14 protein-coding genes are annotated in these 14,430 nt (G+C 58.2%); 11 read left to right on the top strand and 3 right to left on the bottom strand.

Translation table 11 applies throughout. The annotated features are described in order from the left end of the window. The first annotated feature begins 42 nt into the window (after window positions 1-42). A complete protein-coding gene (locus tag VJ956_RS04450) occupies window positions 43-909 on the top strand; it encodes a PHP domain-containing protein (RefSeq protein WP_324082058.1) in 867 nt (288 codons plus the stop codon). Here the strand turns inward: VJ956_RS04450 and VJ956_RS04455 are convergent. Further along, a complete protein-coding gene (locus VJ956_RS04455; protein WP_324082060.1) occupies window positions 906-1,445 on the bottom strand; it encodes a YecA family protein in 540 nt (179 codons plus the stop codon). The two genes, VJ956_RS04450 and VJ956_RS04455, sit on opposite strands and share 4 nt — an antisense overlap. Before the next feature lie 3 nt (window positions 1,446-1,448). Further along, complete coding sequence (rne, locus tag VJ956_RS04460; RefSeq protein ID WP_324082062.1) at window positions 1,449-4,685, bottom strand: ribonuclease E; 3,237 nt, start codon at window positions 4,683-4,685, stop codon at window positions 1,449-1,451. Window positions 4,686-5,294: 609 nt separating this feature from the next. Between rne and rluC the strand changes: the two genes are divergently transcribed. Genes rluC through VJ956_RS04475 form a run of 3 tightly spaced genes read left to right on the top strand, consistent with a single transcriptional unit; the run spans window position 5,295 to window position 8,128 of the window. Beyond that, the gene (gene rluC, locus VJ956_RS04465) at window positions 5,295-6,338 is read left to right on the top strand and encodes a 23S rRNA pseudouridine(955/2504/2580) synthase RluC (protein WP_324082064.1); all 1,044 of its coding nucleotides are present in this window, start codon (window positions 5,295-5,297) and stop codon (window positions 6,336-6,338) included. Window positions 6,339-6,398: 60 nt separating this feature from the next. Continuing rightward, complete coding sequence (locus tag VJ956_RS04470) at window positions 6,399-7,046, top strand: HAD-IA family hydrolase (RefSeq protein WP_324082066.1); 648 nt, start codon at window positions 6,399-6,401, stop codon at window positions 7,044-7,046. A gap of 44 nt (window positions 7,047-7,090) precedes the next feature. After that, window positions 7,091-8,128 carry a S49 family peptidase gene (locus tag VJ956_RS04475; RefSeq protein WP_324082068.1) on the top strand — a complete coding sequence of 346 codons (1,038 nt, stop codon included), beginning with the start codon at window positions 7,091-7,093 and terminating at the stop codon, window positions 8,126-8,128. 74 nt (window positions 8,129-8,202) lie between these two features. Here VJ956_RS04475 and VJ956_RS04480 read toward each other — a convergent pair whose 3' ends face one another. After that, a complete protein-coding gene (locus VJ956_RS04480; RefSeq protein ID WP_324082070.1) occupies window positions 8,203-8,811 on the bottom strand; it encodes a Maf family protein in 609 nt (202 codons plus the stop codon). Between the two features lie 116 nt (window positions 8,812-8,927). On the opposite strand from VJ956_RS04480, the gene VJ956_RS04485 reads away from it, so the two are divergent. From VJ956_RS04485 to fabF, 7 genes are all read left to right on the top strand, one after another. Then, the gene (locus tag VJ956_RS04485; RefSeq protein WP_324082071.1) at window positions 8,928-9,482 is read left to right on the top strand and encodes a YceD family protein; all 555 of its coding nucleotides are present in this window, start codon (window positions 8,928-8,930) and stop codon (window positions 9,480-9,482) included. Between the two features lie 70 nt (window positions 9,483-9,552). Further along, window positions 9,553-9,732, top strand: coding sequence for a 50S ribosomal protein L32 (gene rpmF / locus VJ956_RS04490; protein WP_292049765.1), 180 nt, complete (start codon window positions 9,553-9,555; stop codon window positions 9,730-9,732). 35 nt (window positions 9,733-9,767) lie between these two features. Continuing rightward, window positions 9,768-10,793 (top strand): phosphate acyltransferase PlsX, encoded by a 1,026-nt coding sequence (gene plsX / locus VJ956_RS04495; RefSeq protein ID WP_324082075.1) that lies wholly within the window; start codon window positions 9,768-9,770, stop codon window positions 10,791-10,793. A gap of 170 nt (window positions 10,794-10,963) precedes the next feature. Beyond that, window positions 10,964-11,893 (top strand): ACP S-malonyltransferase, encoded by a 930-nt coding sequence (gene fabD / locus VJ956_RS04500; protein ID WP_324082077.1) that lies wholly within the window; start codon window positions 10,964-10,966, stop codon window positions 11,891-11,893. Window positions 11,894-11,967: 74 nt separating this feature from the next. Then, a complete protein-coding gene (gene fabG / locus VJ956_RS04505) occupies window positions 11,968-12,705 on the top strand; it encodes a 3-oxoacyl-ACP reductase FabG (RefSeq protein WP_324082079.1) in 738 nt (245 codons plus the stop codon). A 133-nt stretch (window positions 12,706-12,838) separates the two neighbouring features. Next, the gene (gene acpP / locus VJ956_RS04510; protein ID WP_012136033.1) at window positions 12,839-13,072 is read left to right on the top strand and encodes an acyl carrier protein; all 234 of its coding nucleotides are present in this window, start codon (window positions 12,839-12,841) and stop codon (window positions 13,070-13,072) included. A gap of 110 nt (window positions 13,073-13,182) precedes the next feature. Next, entirely contained in the window at window positions 13,183-14,430 is a 1,248-nt protein-coding gene (gene fabF / locus VJ956_RS04515) for a beta-ketoacyl-ACP synthase II (RefSeq protein WP_324082093.1), read from the top strand.

Below are 14,430 nucleotides of genomic sequence, written 5' to 3' on the forward strand. Positions count from 1 at the left end.
TGGTATGATTGAACGTGTATTTGCCGAGCTTCCGGAATCCTCGTGACTATAACCCAAGAAACCGATTTCTGCATTGATCTGCACTGCCACAGTACGGCTTCGGACGGTGCGCTCTCGCCACAGGAACTCGTGGAGCGCGCCGCGACCCAGGGTGTCACCCATCTGGCTCTGACCGACCACGATACCGTGGCGGGCTTGTCAGCCGCCGCGCTTTCGGCCGCGCAGAAGGGGGTTACCCTGATTACCGGAACAGAGCTGTCCTGTGTCTGGCGCAGCCATACCATTCACATCGTGGGTCTGGATTTTGATCCTGAGAACCGGGATTTCCGGGACGCTCTTGCGGTGCAGAATGCCAATCGCTGGGCAAGGGCCAGAGCCATAGCAGACAAGCTGGGTAAAACGGGTGTTGATGACCTGCTGGGCAAGGCCACCGCAAAAGCAGACGGGGATGTTCCAGGGCGGCCACATTTCGCCCGTGTGCTCATGGATGAAGGTGTGGTCAGGGACTCGGCACAGGCATTCAAGCGCTATCTGGGGCAGGGCAAGCCCGGCGATGTCAGGGCCTATTGGCCCGGGCTTGGGGAGGTCGTCCAGTGGATTCTGGGCGCCGGTGGTGTGGCCGTGCTGGCCCATCCGCGAAAGTATAAAATGACAGCCAGCAGGCTGAGAGCACTGGTGTCGGACTTCAAGCAGGCGGGCGGTAAGGCCATGGAAGTTTCAACCTCCGGCCAGTCCAGTGGTGATCTGGGATTTCTTGCCGAGTTGTGCCGTCGGGAGAAGTTGCTGGCTTCCCAGGGCAGTGATTTTCACTTCCCGGGCGCGCCCTGGTGTGAGCTGGGCCGTATTGCAAAGATGCCAGACGGTATCGAACCTGTCTGGCATCATTTCAAAAGCCCGGTGGGACACTAGTCTGCTGAATGGAACAGCAGGTAAAGATCGGTCAGGGAATCGGGAATGGCGGCGGCCATCTGGCCGGCCAGCGTCTCGTCATTCCGCACTTTCTGAAAGTCTTCGTCCTCGAACAGTCCGGACAGTGTCAGCATGGGAACGAGGAGGTCTGCCGCTTCTTGCTCGTCGACTGCCAGCCAGGCATCTTCATGTTCGATGAAGGTGTCCACGAAACCCGCGCACCAGTTTTCCAGTGCGCTCATCGGATCGCCGTCTTCGGGCTCGGGAAGTTCCAGGGCCTGGCCCATATCCAGTGCCCGGGCCATTTTCCGGGCCAGTTGGTCCACTGATGCCCTGAAGGCTTCTGGCGTTTTCACCGCGGATGTCGGTTCAACCCCAGTCGCCAGGGCGAAAATATCATCCGCATCAAGTGCAACCGGGCCAACCACGCTGGCGCAGACAATCCCGTGGAAGCCGAAGAAATCAACGGCCTCATCACCCCAGGGCTCCGCAAACAGAATGTCTTCGAGTGCCTCAATATCCGGATCGGAAAGCATTAGTTAATTGCTCCCGGCGGTTTTCTGGGCCTCTTCCGCCGCTCGCTGACGTTTGCGAACCTCGCGCGGATCATTATAGGCCCGGCCTGGCGTTACCGGCGCTTCGGTTGGCTCGGCTGTTTCTGTTTGCTCCGGCGCCACTGGTTGAGCACTGGCTCCCTCCCTCGCCGGTGCCTCCCGGGCAGACTGCTCGGGCTCGGGCTGAGGCTGAGGCGTCTCCGGTTCCGGCTTTGCTGGCTCCGGGATGGATTCCTCAACTGCTGACGGCGTCGCCTCTGCTGGCGCAGCCGACTCTTCGGGCTCCGGCTTTTCTGGCTGCTGCTGCAGTTCCCGGGTCTCCGGCGTTTGTTCTGCCGCAGGCTGATCGGGTGCTGTCTGCGGTGCTTTGCGGGCCGATGTCCGGCGAGGTCTGGAGGGTCGACGCTCGTCGGTGGAGGGTACAGGCTCTGGCCGGTTTCCGGCATTCTCTGTAGCCTCTGCTGTCTCTGCAGGCTCCGCAATCTCCGGATTCTCTGCAGTCCCGGTATCCTCTGTACTTTCCGGACTTCCTGCTGCTTCGCCTTTTTCCACGTTGCCGTCGTTCTCAGCGCGCTCGGAAACTGCCGGCGATGACACCACGGGCGTGGGCTCTGGCGAATGGCCGTCGACGGACTCCGACTCTTCCGGAGATGGTGAGGCTTCCGGCAGGATATCCGACGCTTTTACCCGTGGCTTTGCCGGTTCGCTGCCGGCTTCGGCCGTTGCCTCTGCCTTTGGCTCAGTCGTTGCCTCTGCCTTTGGCTCAGGCGCTGCTTCAGGCTCCCGGGTCGCCGCCACTCCGGGCCCTTCTTCAGCGGCGACAGCCGTTACTGACCGGGCAGAGGTCCCGGCACTTTCTTCCGGCTGGGTATCTTTCTGGTGGCGCTCGCTGCGGGCATCTTTCCTGCCTGCAGGTGTTGTGGTCGGTGTTTCGGCAGCAGATCCGTCACGGTTGCGGCTGCGCCGGGGTTTGCGGCGTTTTTCGCCGCCACTGGTTCTGTCCTGGGTAGTATCGGATTTTTCCGGGCTGCTGACGCCGCTTTCCCGGGCTGGCGCTTTCTCTGCAGTCTGCGGCTTATCGGCACTCTTTTCAGCGCTCTTTCCCCCAGCCTTCGATTGCGTTACATCGCTATCGTCCCTGGCATCGCCGGTTTGCGGTCTGCCGCGTCCCCGTGCCGGTGTCTGGCCTTCTTTCCTGCCATTTTCCCTGCGGTTGTCGGTTCCGGCACCGGACTTCTGGCCGCCATCAGCCGTTTCGCTGTTGCGGTTGCGGTTGCGATTGTCACCGCGGTTACGCCCGCGATTATCGTCTTTGCGGGCCTGGCCGCCGCCCTGGCGCCGATCATTGCCGGAACGGTTTCCGCCATCGTCCGGGCTGTTATCGTCCCGCGCGCCATTGGCTTTGCGACGATCCTGCGCCCGGCGCTGGTCATTCCGTTGCGGGCGTTCGGGGCCCTGCTGATAGGGTGTGGGGTCGCCGATGATTTCTTCGCCACTGAAGAACTCGGCAATTTTGCGACCAAGTCTGCTGAACAGGCCCTCAGTCTGCTCTTTCGGGGTGTCATCTGCCTGCACTGCCGGCCCCTGAGCGGGGACCGGAGCCGGCGCCGGGGCAACCGGACGAATGGCTTTCACCGCGGCCTGTTCCCGGGCCGGTGGCGGTGTTGCGGGAGCCTCCAGGATTTCCTCCTCGCGCTCGCTATATTCCTGGGCAACCTGATAGCTCGAGACATGTTCAGCGCCGGTTTCATCGTCACGCATGCGGACGATTTCAAAATGCGGCGTTTCCATATGCGGCGCCGGTACAACCACTACCTGAACTTCCTGGCGGGCTTCGATGTCTGCAAGCTGCTTGCGTTTTTCGTTAAGCAGGAAAGTGGCGACCGCGACCGGCACGATTGCCCGAACTTCGCCGGTTTTTTCCTTGGAACACTCCTCGAAGATCAGGCGCATAATACTGAGCGCCAGCGATTCGATACCACGGATGGTGCCCTGCCCCTCACAGCGGGGGCAGACTTCGCTGCGGGTCTCGCCCAGCGACGGACGCAGGCGCTGACGTGACATTTCCAGCAGTCCGAAGCGGGAAATTTTCCCGACCTGCACCCTGGCCCGGTCTATTTCCAGCGCTTCGCGAACTTTCTGTTCAACTTCCCGCTGGTGTTTTGCCGGTGTCATATCGATGAAGTCGATGACAATCAGGCCGCCCATATCCCGGAGGCGAAGCTGGCGGGCGATTTCCTCTGCCGCTTCCAGGTTGGTCTGGCGTGCGGTTTCCTCGATATCCTGGCCCTTGGTTGCCCGGGAAGAGTTGATATCAATGGATACCAGCGCCTCGGTGGGGTCGATCACAATGGAACCGCCAGACGGCAGCTTCACTTCACGCTGAAATGCTGTCTCGATCTGCGCTTCGATCTGATAACGGCTGAACAGGGGGATTTCGTCCTTGTAAACCTTGATTTTGTTCTCAAACGTGGGCATGACCGCCCGCACAAAATTGAGGACATCTTCATAAACCGTGTCTGCATCTATCAGCACTTCGCCGATGTCCTGACGCAGGTAGTCCCGAACGGCCCGGATGATGACGTTACTTTCCTGATGAATCAGGAAAGGTGCCTTGCGCTCACCGGCGGCCTGGGAGATGGCTTCCCAGAACTGGACCAGATAATCGAGATCCCATTGCAGTTCTTCAGTGGAGCGGCCGATCCCCGCGGTACGCACGATGATTCCCATGGATTTCGGGACATGGACATCGCTCATGGCTTCCTTCAGGTGGGCGCGCTCGTCACCTTCGATGCGGCGGGAAATACCACCTGCGCGCGGATTGTTGGGCATCAGTACCAGATAACGACCCGCCAGCGAGATAAAGGTTGTAAGCGCAGCCCCTTTATTGCCGCGCTCTTCTTTATCCACCTGGATGATGACCTCCTGACCCTCGGCGATCACATCCCGGATGTTGACCTTGCCTTCAATCTGGCCGGGGGACTTCTTGAAGTATTCCTTGGAAATTTCTTTCAGGGGCAGGAAGCCATGACGCTCGGCGCCGAAGTCAACAAAAGCGGCTTCAAGGCTGGGTTCAACGCGAGTGATACGGCCTTTGTAGATGTTGGCTTTTTTCTGTTCCCGCGAGCTGGACTCGATATCCAGATCAAACAGTCGCTGTCCGTCGACCAGAGCTACGCGCAACTCTTCGGGGTGAGTTGCATTTATCAACATTCTTTTCATGGGAAAAAAAGGTTCCTGTCGTTTTGTGATGACAGAAAACACGGGGGAACTACATCAACGAAGATCAGCGAAGCAGAACGTGCGTGCCGTGGGGCTCCCTGTTGAGAAGCAGGCCGACGGCCAGACAGATCAGATCCTGACAGGTAAACTTCCTGTCAGTCCGGGTCTACCGCCAACGCTTCGACTGCGATAAGTGCAGGGAAGGGTCGGAAGAGGTCGATGTCTGTAGACGCATGTTATCCGTTTTCAGGTTCACGCTGGCGCCTTGGGTCTCACGTCGTATTCGTAAGCTGGACGGCCTGGCCCTGCGTGCTGGCAAAGGTTTTTCGCGATGTCGCCCTACGGTTTTCCGTACGGTTTCAAGTCCCGACTGGCTCTGGCAATCGTTTATGAGGCAATTCCCCTGAGCCCGCCAGGTTATTTTCAATCGCCGTGCCCGGTTAATGTTCGGGCCAGCGGCGTTCAAACTGTTCAATAGTGTCGGTATACTTCTGTCGCTCCGGCTGCTGGCATGTTGGCCAGGCCGTAGACAAACGGCAGAGCGTCGGAATATAACAGTATTGCTCCAGCCGTTCAATCCCGCATGTTATTCAGCACCAGAGGCAGTATATGTCACGGTCTTCAGGACACAGGCGTTCTTCTGCAACCGGGCCCGACTCGCCCGCTGCACCGGCCGCCAATTCAGGATCAGCAGCCGGGGTACGGCAAGGGGTCCGGAAGGTGGTTGTGGATGAAGACAACGCCGGACAGCGAGTGGATAACTATCTGATGGCCCAGGTTCGCGACCTGCCGCGCAGTATTGTCTACCGCATCATCCGCAAGGGCGAGGTGCGCGTAAACAAGGGCAGGGTCAGGCCGGACACCCGGCTGAGAGCTGGCGATGAAGTTCGTATTCCGCCGGTTACCCGGAAGCCAAAGCCGGATCAGGTGGTTCCCGGGTCCCGTGTTCAGAGCGTAATGGAAAATGCGGTTGTGTTTGAGAATGACCAGATGATGGTGGTTAACAAACCTTCGGGTATTGCAGTTCACGGTGGCAGTGGTCTGAATTTCGGTCTGATTGAGGTGCTTCGTGCCGCGCGACCGCAGGCAAGGTTTCTGGAGCTGGTGCATCGGCTGGACCGCGATACGTCGGGTCTGATCATGGTGGCCAAAAAGCGGTCGGCGCTCAGGTTCCTGCAGGATGAATTGCGCCACAAGCGGATACGCAAGCACTATCATGCGCTGGTTTCCGGCCAGTGGAGTCAGGAACTTGTCAGGGTCAAGGAGCCGCTGCTGCGGTTTGAGCTCAGGTCCGGCGAGCGGAGAGTCAGGGTGGATGCGGCCGGCAAGGAGTCGCTGACCCTGTTCCGCTGCCTCCGGCAGTTCGGCGGTTACAGTCTGGTTGAGGCCTCACCCGTGACTGGCCGCACCCACCAGATAAGGGTTCACAGTTGCTGGGCCGGTCATCCGATTGCGGGTGATGACAAGTATATGGATGATGTCAGCCTCAAGGCGTTCCGCTCCGTGGGCGGTGACAGGTTGATGTTGCACGCCCGGGCGCTGGACTTCACCCTGCCGTCGACGGGAGAGGCGATGCACCTTGAGGCACCTTATGATGAAGCCTTCGCCAGGATTGTGGCGAAACTGAGCGCCAGGCTCGAGACTTCCGGCTAACCGGTGAGTGTTTACAGGCCACCCGGGCGTGGGTGGCGACCATCTGTCAGGACCAATTCCATGGACATAAAGGTAGTGATTTTTGACTGGGACGGAACACTGATCGATTCGGTGGAGCATATCGCTGAAAGCCTGCATCAGGCAGCCACTGATCTGGGTTACCCCCGGCTTGAGCGGGAAGCTTACCGGGACATTATCGGCCTCGGGATGGTAGAGGCGCTGGACAAACTCTACCCGGGAATCAGTCACGACGAGATGACGCGGATTCGTGAGGGTTACGCCAGCTACTTCTTTGCCAAAACAACCACGCCCCAGAACGTGTTTGCGGGAATGGCGGATGTAATAACGGACCTCCGCGGCGCTGATCGCGGCTGTTCGGTGGCCACCGGCAAAAGCCGCAGGGGTCTTGATGGCGCTCTGGTTTCCAGTGGGCTGGGTCCGCATTTTGATACCACCCGTTGCGCCGATGAAACCCGGTCAAAGCCGGACCCGCGCATGCTTTGTGAAATTATCGAGTATTACCGGATCCGGCCGGATCAGGCGGTGATGATCGGCGACACCCGTTATGATCTGGAGATGGCGCAGCGGATCGGCATGCCTGCCATCGGAGTCGAGTGGGGGGTGCATCAGCGCGACGTGCTCCGGCATTATGATCCTCATGCCATTGTCGACACGGTGGCGGACCTTCGCGATGTTCTCGGTATCTGATTTTTCCGACCCCGCATCCAGTTAACAAGAGGCAGGACGTTTTAATGAGTGAATGGGATCCAGATCAGCAACCGCAGTGGGGCGATGAGCCGGTCAAACGTGGTGAAGCGCCGAAAGCCGGACGCCGATCACCGGCTATGCCGCCCGAGTCCTCCCGGGACTGGAAGCTCATCGAAAAACTGGTCATGTCGATGCAGTCGGAGCAGCGCAAAAGCCGCCGCTGGGGCATTTTTTTCAAACTTCTGACATTCACCTATCTTTTCGCCCTGTTTTTCATGATCCAGTTTCCGATTTCATCCGGCCTTGAAGGTGCTACCGGTAAACATACCGCAGTGGTTGAGGTGAGGGGCACCATTGCCGCGGACGAACTGGCCAGTGCCGATAACATTGTCGGGTCGCTGCGCCGTGCATTCGAGGACGATAATTCTGTTGCTGTGATCATGAGAATCAACAGTTCCGGTGGCAGTCCCGTCCAGTCCGGTTATGTGTATGACGAGATGCTGCGGTTGAGAGACAAGCACCCGGACAAAAAGCTGTACGCGGTGATCTCCGATGTCGGAGCCTCGGGTGCCTACTATATTGCCGCCGCTGCCGATGAAATATACGCGGACAAGGCCAGTCTTGTGGGTTCGATTGGCGTTGTGGCCGGTGGCTTCGGGTTTACCGGTGCCATGGAAAAACTCGGCATTGACCGACGCCTTTATACCGCTGGCGAAAACAAGGCCTTTCTCGATCCTTTCTCCCCCGAGGAAGAGCAGGAGGTGCAATTCTGGGAGGATGTGCTGGAAACCACCCACCGCCAGTTCATCGAAAGTGTTCGCGAGGGTCGGGGTGATCGCCTTGCGGATGACGAGCAGCTGTTTTCGGGTCTGGTCTGGAGCGGAGAGCAGGCACTGGAGTTGGGTCTGATCGATGGACTGGGCAGCACGTCCCACGTTGCCCGGCAGATTGTCGGTCAGGAGGAACTGGTAGACTACAGCCACCGCAGGTCAGCGTTCGAGAACATTGTTGACCAGTTTGGTGTTTCGGTTGGCAGTGGTATCGCCGATTACCTGATGGAATCACGACTGCAACTTCGTTAAGGGACACTAGCAACTCCTGAATCGCCTCTGCGCGAGCTGCACGTTGCATCTGCGGCGTTGCCGCGCGCCTTGAGTCAGCAGCCCGCTTTTGCGGCCAGCAGCGGGTTCAGGCCCCAGTTGCGCAGCATGTCGGTCAGCGCAATCATTGGCAGACCGACCAGGCTGTCGGGGTCTCTGCCCTCAAGAAAATCGAACAGGGCTATGCCCAGACCTTCCATTTTAAAGCTGCCAGCGCAATCGAAGGGCTTGTCGGCTCTCAGATAGTGGTCAATTTCCTCCACTGACAGTTCGCGGAAATGGGCATTGAAGATCTCGCAGTGAGTCTGGAGCTGGCCGGTGTCCGCATTCAGCAGCGCCAGGCCGGTAAAAAATGTAACGGTCCCGCCACTGCTGCGGGATAGCTGGTCAAAGGCCGTGGCGTAATTGCCGGGTTTGGACAGGTTTTCGCCATCTGCCAGGCTTGCGACCTGATCAGAGCCGATAATCCAGTGGCCGGGCCAGGCAGCTGCAAGCGCTGTTGCTTTTTCCCGGGCAAGCCGCAAGGCCAGCTCCCGGGCGGTTTCCCCCGGGGCCGGGGACTCATCGATATCGGGCGATGCCATTCTGAAAGGCAGGCCAAGCTTTGCCAGCAGTGTCTGTCGATAGGGTGATGATGAGGCCAGTAATATGGGTGGATGTACCATTGTCGGCTCCTGCTGTTGGGCTGTTGCAGGATACACCGGTTGGTGTGTCTGAATCAGCCCAAAAAGCCGAGGAAATCTTTGACAGTGGCGGGCCGGGCCCCTAGAATTGCGCGCCTATGTCAAAAGCGCCGATTGCCGAACTACCCAGATCCGTCGATCCGTTTAAGCTGGCGGCGCAAGCCGTCGTTCTGGAGGGAGAAGTTCCTCTGATGGCGTTGTCCCGGTTCAGGGATGCAGTGCATGCTTTGGAAGAGACCAGCCGGTGCCGGGTAAAGTTGTCGTTCTCGCTGGACAGTGAACGGCGTCGGATGGTGGCCGGCGAGCTTGAAGCACCGGTTATTCTGGAATGTCAGCGGTGCATGGGCCCGATGCCTTACACTCTGGTGTCCCGGTTTGCCCTGGGGCTGGTGACCAGTGACCGTCAGGCCCAGCAGTTGCCAAAAGAGCTTGAGCCGTTTCTGACCGATGACTTCAGCGCTGATCTGTGGTCAATGACGGAAGATGAACTGCTGCTGGTTCTGCCGCCGTTCCCGTTGCATGACAGGAGTGAGTGCGTCGCCTCGGAGATTCTGGCAAGTCTGGAATCCGGGGATGAGGTCGAAGAGCCGGCACAGGCACCCGGGGATAATCCGTTCAGTGTGCTGGCGGACCTCAAAAAAAAGAAACACTAAACCGACGTGGCCAGAAACTGGCAGGCCACGTGTTTTTCGAATATACGAAGACCAGGTCAGGAGCAAAACCATGGCTGTACAGAAAAACCGAAAGACCCGCTCAAAGCGCGGTATGCGTCGTTCACACGATGCCCTGAGCACGGCGGCACTGTCCACCGATACCACCACCGGTGAAGTTCACCGCCGTCATCATGTTTCGCCTGACGGTTTTTACCGTGGCAAGCAGGTGATTGAAGCAGGCGACGAATAAACGTCAGCGAGCGAGGTCCCCGTGAGAGTCCGATAATGTCCGATCAGGATGGCGGAGCGGTGCAACCGGTCACCATCGCGATTGATGCCATGAGCGGGGATCGCGGGCCTTCTGTGGTTGTCCCGGCGGCACTGTCTGCGGTGAATGAAAACGAAGCCTTGACGATCGTTCTGGTGGGTATCCGGAGCGAAATCGAGGCTTTGTTGCGCCAGGGCCATGAGCGCATCCGTATTGTTGAAGCGGCGGATGTGGTCGGTATGCATGAGCGCCCGTCCCACGCACTCCGTCACAAACGTAACTGCTCCATGGCGATTGCGCTGGGGCTGGTGCGGGACCAGGTCGCACAGGGCTGTGTAAGCGCGGGTAATACCGGAGCGCTGATGGCCTTCGGGCGTTCCGTTATTCGTATGTATCCCGGCATTGAACGTCCGGCCATCGCCAAGCTGATTCCCTCTCTGCGAGGTCGCTGTCACGTTCTTGATCTCGGCGCGAACGTTGATTCCTCGGCAGAAAATCTTTACCAGTATGCGCTTATGGGTTCGTTGATGGCCTCGGCCATCTGCGATCAGGCCGAGCCCAGGGTGGCGCTGCTGAATGTGGGGGAAGAGGAAATCAAGGGCAATGAGCAGGTGCGACTGGCATCTCACCTGCTGGCCCAGTGCGACATCATTAATTACATTGGCTACGTTGAGGGCAGTGACCTGTTCCGGGACGTGGCAGATGTCGTGGTCTGCGACGGATTTGTGGGGAATATTGCGCTCAAGACCGGCGAGGGTGTGGCGGGGCTGTTAATCGAGCTGCTGGAACAGGAGTTCACCAGAACCTTGTACGGCAGGGCCATCGGTTTTCTGGCACGGCCGATCATGGGGCGGCTGTTACGTCTCATGGATCCTTCACGTCATAACGGGGCCAGTTTGCTGGGGTTGCAGGGGGTTGTTATCAAAAGCCACGGTAACGCCAATGAGCGGGCCATGCTCGCGGCTATCCGGCAGGCCGTGTGCGAAGTTCAGCGGCAAGTTCCGGGGCGGATTAACGAGCGCCTCGATGATCTGACGTACTGACATGGTTCGGGGCGGCAAATAATTGCACAACCCGCTGCCATCAGGTGGCAGGAACATCAATTTCCGACTAGAGTCGGCACCATACTGAAGTTCGTGATTGGCCCCCAACCAGGGCGGGTTGTACTATTGGCTAATCTCAAGTCATCCGGTTAAACGGTAAGCTCTTTGCTATGAAAACAGCGTTCATTTTCCCTGGCCAGGGTTCCCAGTCTGTTGGCATGCTTGCGAAAGCGGCTGAGAGCTGGCCGATGATCGAAAAAACCTTCGCAGAGGCCTCGGCATTGCTGGGCTATGATCTCTGGCATCTGTGTCAGCAGGGTCCGGCGGAAGAACTTAACCAGACTACGGTAACCCAGCCCGCAATGCTGACGGCCAGCGTGGCGCTCTGGCGCCAGTGGTTCCAGGAAGGTGGAAGCGCACCGGATTTTCTGGCTGGCCATAGCCTGGGTGAATACAGCGCACTGGTGGCGGCCGAGAGTCTGAACTTTTTCGATGCGATCAGACTGGTCAGGTTGCGCGGTGAGCTGATGCAGACCGCCGTGCCGGCGGGTTCTGGCAAAATGGCCGCAATCATTGGCCTGGAAGACGCCCAGGTCATAGCAGCCTGCGAGGAAGCCGCCGAATCCGATGTGGTATCGGCTGTCAACTTTAACGCGCCAGGCCAGGTTGTGATCGCGGGTTCCACTGCCGCGGTCGATCGCGCTATTGAGGCCTGCAAGTCAAAAGGCGCGCGCAAGGCCATGCCTTTGCCGGTCAGCGTGCCGTCTCATTGCGCATTGATGAAGCATGCCGCTGAAGAACTGGCAAAAGAGCTGGATGAGGTTGGGTTTGGCGATGCGGTCATCCCGGTCGTTCAGAATGTCACGGCGCAGCCGGAAACTGACAGCGCCAGACTGAAGGCAAATCTGGTCAGGCAGTTATATTCGCCGGTGTTGTGGACAGATTCAGTGCGCACGATGTCCGGGAAATCAGTAACCGTGGCAGTGGAGTGTGGCGCAGGCAAGGTACTTGCTGGTCTGGTCAAGCGTATTGATCGTGACCTTCAGGTCTATGGTCTGGAAGATCCTGAAGCGCTGGCAAAGGCTCTTGGTGCCTTCTAGTATGAAATGGCCGACTGTGATAGCTGCAACTGCATCGGGTACCCATATTTTCCGCAAGATCAGGGGAGTGAAACATGTCGCTTTCAGGTAAGACTGCGTTAGTTACCGGGGCCACGCGAGGAATTGGCAAAGCGATTGCCATCGCCCTGGCAGATCAGGGTGCGACGGTTTTCGGCACGGCCACCAGTGAACAGGGTGCCGAATCGATTGCGGCAGACCTGAAGCCATCCGGCGGCTTCGGGCTGGTTATGGACGTTTCCGATCCGGCCAGCATCGAGGCCGGTCTCAAGCAGGTTGCCGAGCAGTCGGAAGCGCCGGTCATCCTGGTCAATAATGCCGGCATCACCAGGGATAACCTGCTGATGCGTCTGAAAGATGATGACTGGGAATCGGTTATCGAAACCAATCTGTCCAGCGTTTACCGCACCAGTAAGGCGGTGTTGCGTGGCATGGCCAAGGCCCGGTGGGGACGGATTATCAATATCAGTTCAGTGGTGGCCGGAATGGGGAACCCCGGCCAGGCCAATTACTGTGCTGCAAAGGCTGGCATTGAAGGATTTACCCGGAGTCTGGCCAAAGAGATGTCAAACCGGGGTATTACGGCTAACTGCGTAGCTCCAGGTTTTATTGACACGGATATGACCCGAAAACTGGACGACAAGCAACGCGGGGCTATGATGGAAGTCATACCCGCGGGTCGCCTGGGTGAGCCGGAGGAAGTGGCAGCGGTTGTTGCGTTTCTGGCCTCGGATGCGGCTGCGTACGTGACAGGTGAGACAATAAACGTAAACGGCGGCATGTACATGGGCTAACCCTGTCGGGGTGGCTGATTTCCTGGGCCCTTGTTGGGCAAGGTACCAAAGGATCCCTGCTTGTTCGCAGGTTGGGTTTAAACTAGACTGGCAGCATCAAGGTTGCCTGGTTGACACAAAAAGTGAGGACATTATGAGTACAGTTGAAGAGCGCGTTAAGAAGATTGTTTGTGAGCAGTTGGGCGTTAAAGAGTCCGAAGTTCAGAATTCATCTTCTTTTGTAGAGGATCTTGGCGCTGACTCACTGGACACCGTTGAGCTCGTCATGGCACTGGAAGAAGAGTTTGAAACTGAAATTCCCGACGAGGAAGCTGAAAAACTGGCCAGTGTCCAGGATGCGATTGATTACATCGTCGCGCACACCTGATACTCCGAACAGTCTGTAGACCAGGCAAAGAGCCGTCCATGTGAAAATGCACTGGGCGGCTTTTTTAATGGCTACGCTGAAACCAGTAACGCCGCTTCAGGTGAGGGACTATGGCAAAACGACGGGTTGTGATCACCGGCATGGGAATGCTTACGCCCCTTGGCAATGACGTCGTATCCTCCTGGGATGCCGTCATCAAGGGCAGCAGTGGGATAACGGCCATCGACCGTTTCGACACCACCGGATACAGCACCCGTATCGGTGGAGCTGTGCGTAATCTGGACCTGGAATCCTACCTGACTGTCAAAGATGCCAGGAAGCTGGACGCGTTTATCCATTACGGCCTGGTTGCCGCTGAACAGGCGGTTCAATCAAGTGGCCTGGGCGAGTTTTCCGAACTGGACAAGGAGCGCGTGGGTGTAGCCATCGGGTCCGGAATCGGCGGCCTGGAATTTATCGAAAAGAATATCATCAATATGGAGAATGCCGGCCCGCGAAAGGTGTCGCCCTTTTTCGTGCCTGCGTCAGTGATCAATATGATCTCTGGCAACGTGGCGATCCGGTTCGGCTATCAGGGTCCGAATATTGCGATCGTCACTGCCTGCACCACCGGCACCCATAATATTGGTTATGCCGCCCGCACCATCGCCTATGGTGACGCCGATGTGATGCTGGCGGGTGGCTCGGAAATGGCCACCACCCGCAGTTCCATTGCCGCGTTTTCCATGGCCCGGGCACTGTCTACCCGTAATGACGAACCGGAAAAAGCCAGCCGCCCCTGGGACAAAGGGCGTGATGGCTTCGTGCTGAGTGATGGTGCGGGGGTAGTGGTACTGGAGGATCTCGAGCATGCGCAGCGCCGCGGTGCGACGATATTGGGCGAGGTAGTGGGTTTCGGCATGAGTGATGACGCCTTTCACATTACCTCGCCACCTCAAGACGGTGCCGGTGCGGCCCGCTCAATGGTTAATGCCATTGCTGATGCCGGCCTTTCACCAGCGGATATTGACTACATCAATGCCCACGGGACCTCCACCCAGGTAGGTGACGTGGCCGAAGTTGCCGCCGTGAAATCGGTTTTCAGCCAGCATGCTTCCAGGCTGGCTGTCAGCAGTACCAAATCAATGACGGGGCACCTGTTGGGCGCGGCTGGCGCTGTGGAAGCAATTTTCTCAATACTGGCAATCCGTGACGGGGTTCTGCCACCCACCATTAACCTGGAAAACCCGGAAGACGGTTGCGACCTGGATTTCGTTGCTGACGGCAGCCGGAAAGCCGATATCCGTACCGTTCTGTCCAATTCCTTCGGTTTTGGTGGCACCAATGGAACGCTGATTTTCCAGCGCTTTGAGGGCTGA

The sequence above is a fragment of the Marinobacter sp. genome (assembly GCF_035268745.1).
Taxonomy (GTDB): Bacteria; Pseudomonadota; Gammaproteobacteria; order Pseudomonadales; family Oleiphilaceae; genus Marinobacter.

Excerpts from the sequence above, each read along its gene's own strand:
- VJ956_RS04455 (WP_324082060.1), bottom strand. The coding sequence starts at position 1,445 with ATGCTTTCCGATCCGGATATTGAGGCACTCGAAGACATTCTGTTTGCG.
- rne (WP_324082062.1), bottom strand. The coding sequence starts at position 4,685 with ATGAAAAGAATGTTGATAAATGCAACTCACCCCGAAGAGTTGCGCGTA.
- rluC (WP_324082064.1), top strand. The coding sequence starts at position 5,295 with ATGTCACGGTCTTCAGGACACAGGCGTTCTTCTGCAACCGGGCCCGAC.
- VJ956_RS04470 (WP_324082066.1), top strand. The coding sequence starts at position 6,399 with ATGGACATAAAGGTAGTGATTTTTGACTGGGACGGAACACTGATCGAT.
- VJ956_RS04475 (WP_324082068.1), top strand. The coding sequence starts at position 7,091 with ATGAGTGAATGGGATCCAGATCAGCAACCGCAGTGGGGCGATGAGCCG.
- VJ956_RS04480 (WP_324082070.1), bottom strand. The coding sequence starts at position 8,811 with ATGGTACATCCACCCATATTACTGGCCTCATCATCACCCTATCGACAG.
- VJ956_RS04485 (WP_324082071.1), top strand. The coding sequence starts at position 8,928 with ATGTCAAAAGCGCCGATTGCCGAACTACCCAGATCCGTCGATCCGTTT.
- rpmF (WP_292049765.1), top strand. The coding sequence starts at position 9,553 with ATGGCTGTACAGAAAAACCGAAAGACCCGCTCAAAGCGCGGTATGCGT.
- plsX (WP_324082075.1), top strand. The coding sequence starts at position 9,768 with ATGTCCGATCAGGATGGCGGAGCGGTGCAACCGGTCACCATCGCGATT.
- fabD (WP_324082077.1), top strand. The coding sequence starts at position 10,964 with ATGAAAACAGCGTTCATTTTCCCTGGCCAGGGTTCCCAGTCTGTTGGC.
- fabG (WP_324082079.1), top strand. The coding sequence starts at position 11,968 with ATGTCGCTTTCAGGTAAGACTGCGTTAGTTACCGGGGCCACGCGAGGA.
- acpP (WP_012136033.1), top strand. The coding sequence starts at position 12,839 with ATGAGTACAGTTGAAGAGCGCGTTAAGAAGATTGTTTGTGAGCAGTTG.
- fabF (WP_324082093.1), top strand. The coding sequence starts at position 13,183 with ATGGCAAAACGACGGGTTGTGATCACCGGCATGGGAATGCTTACGCCC.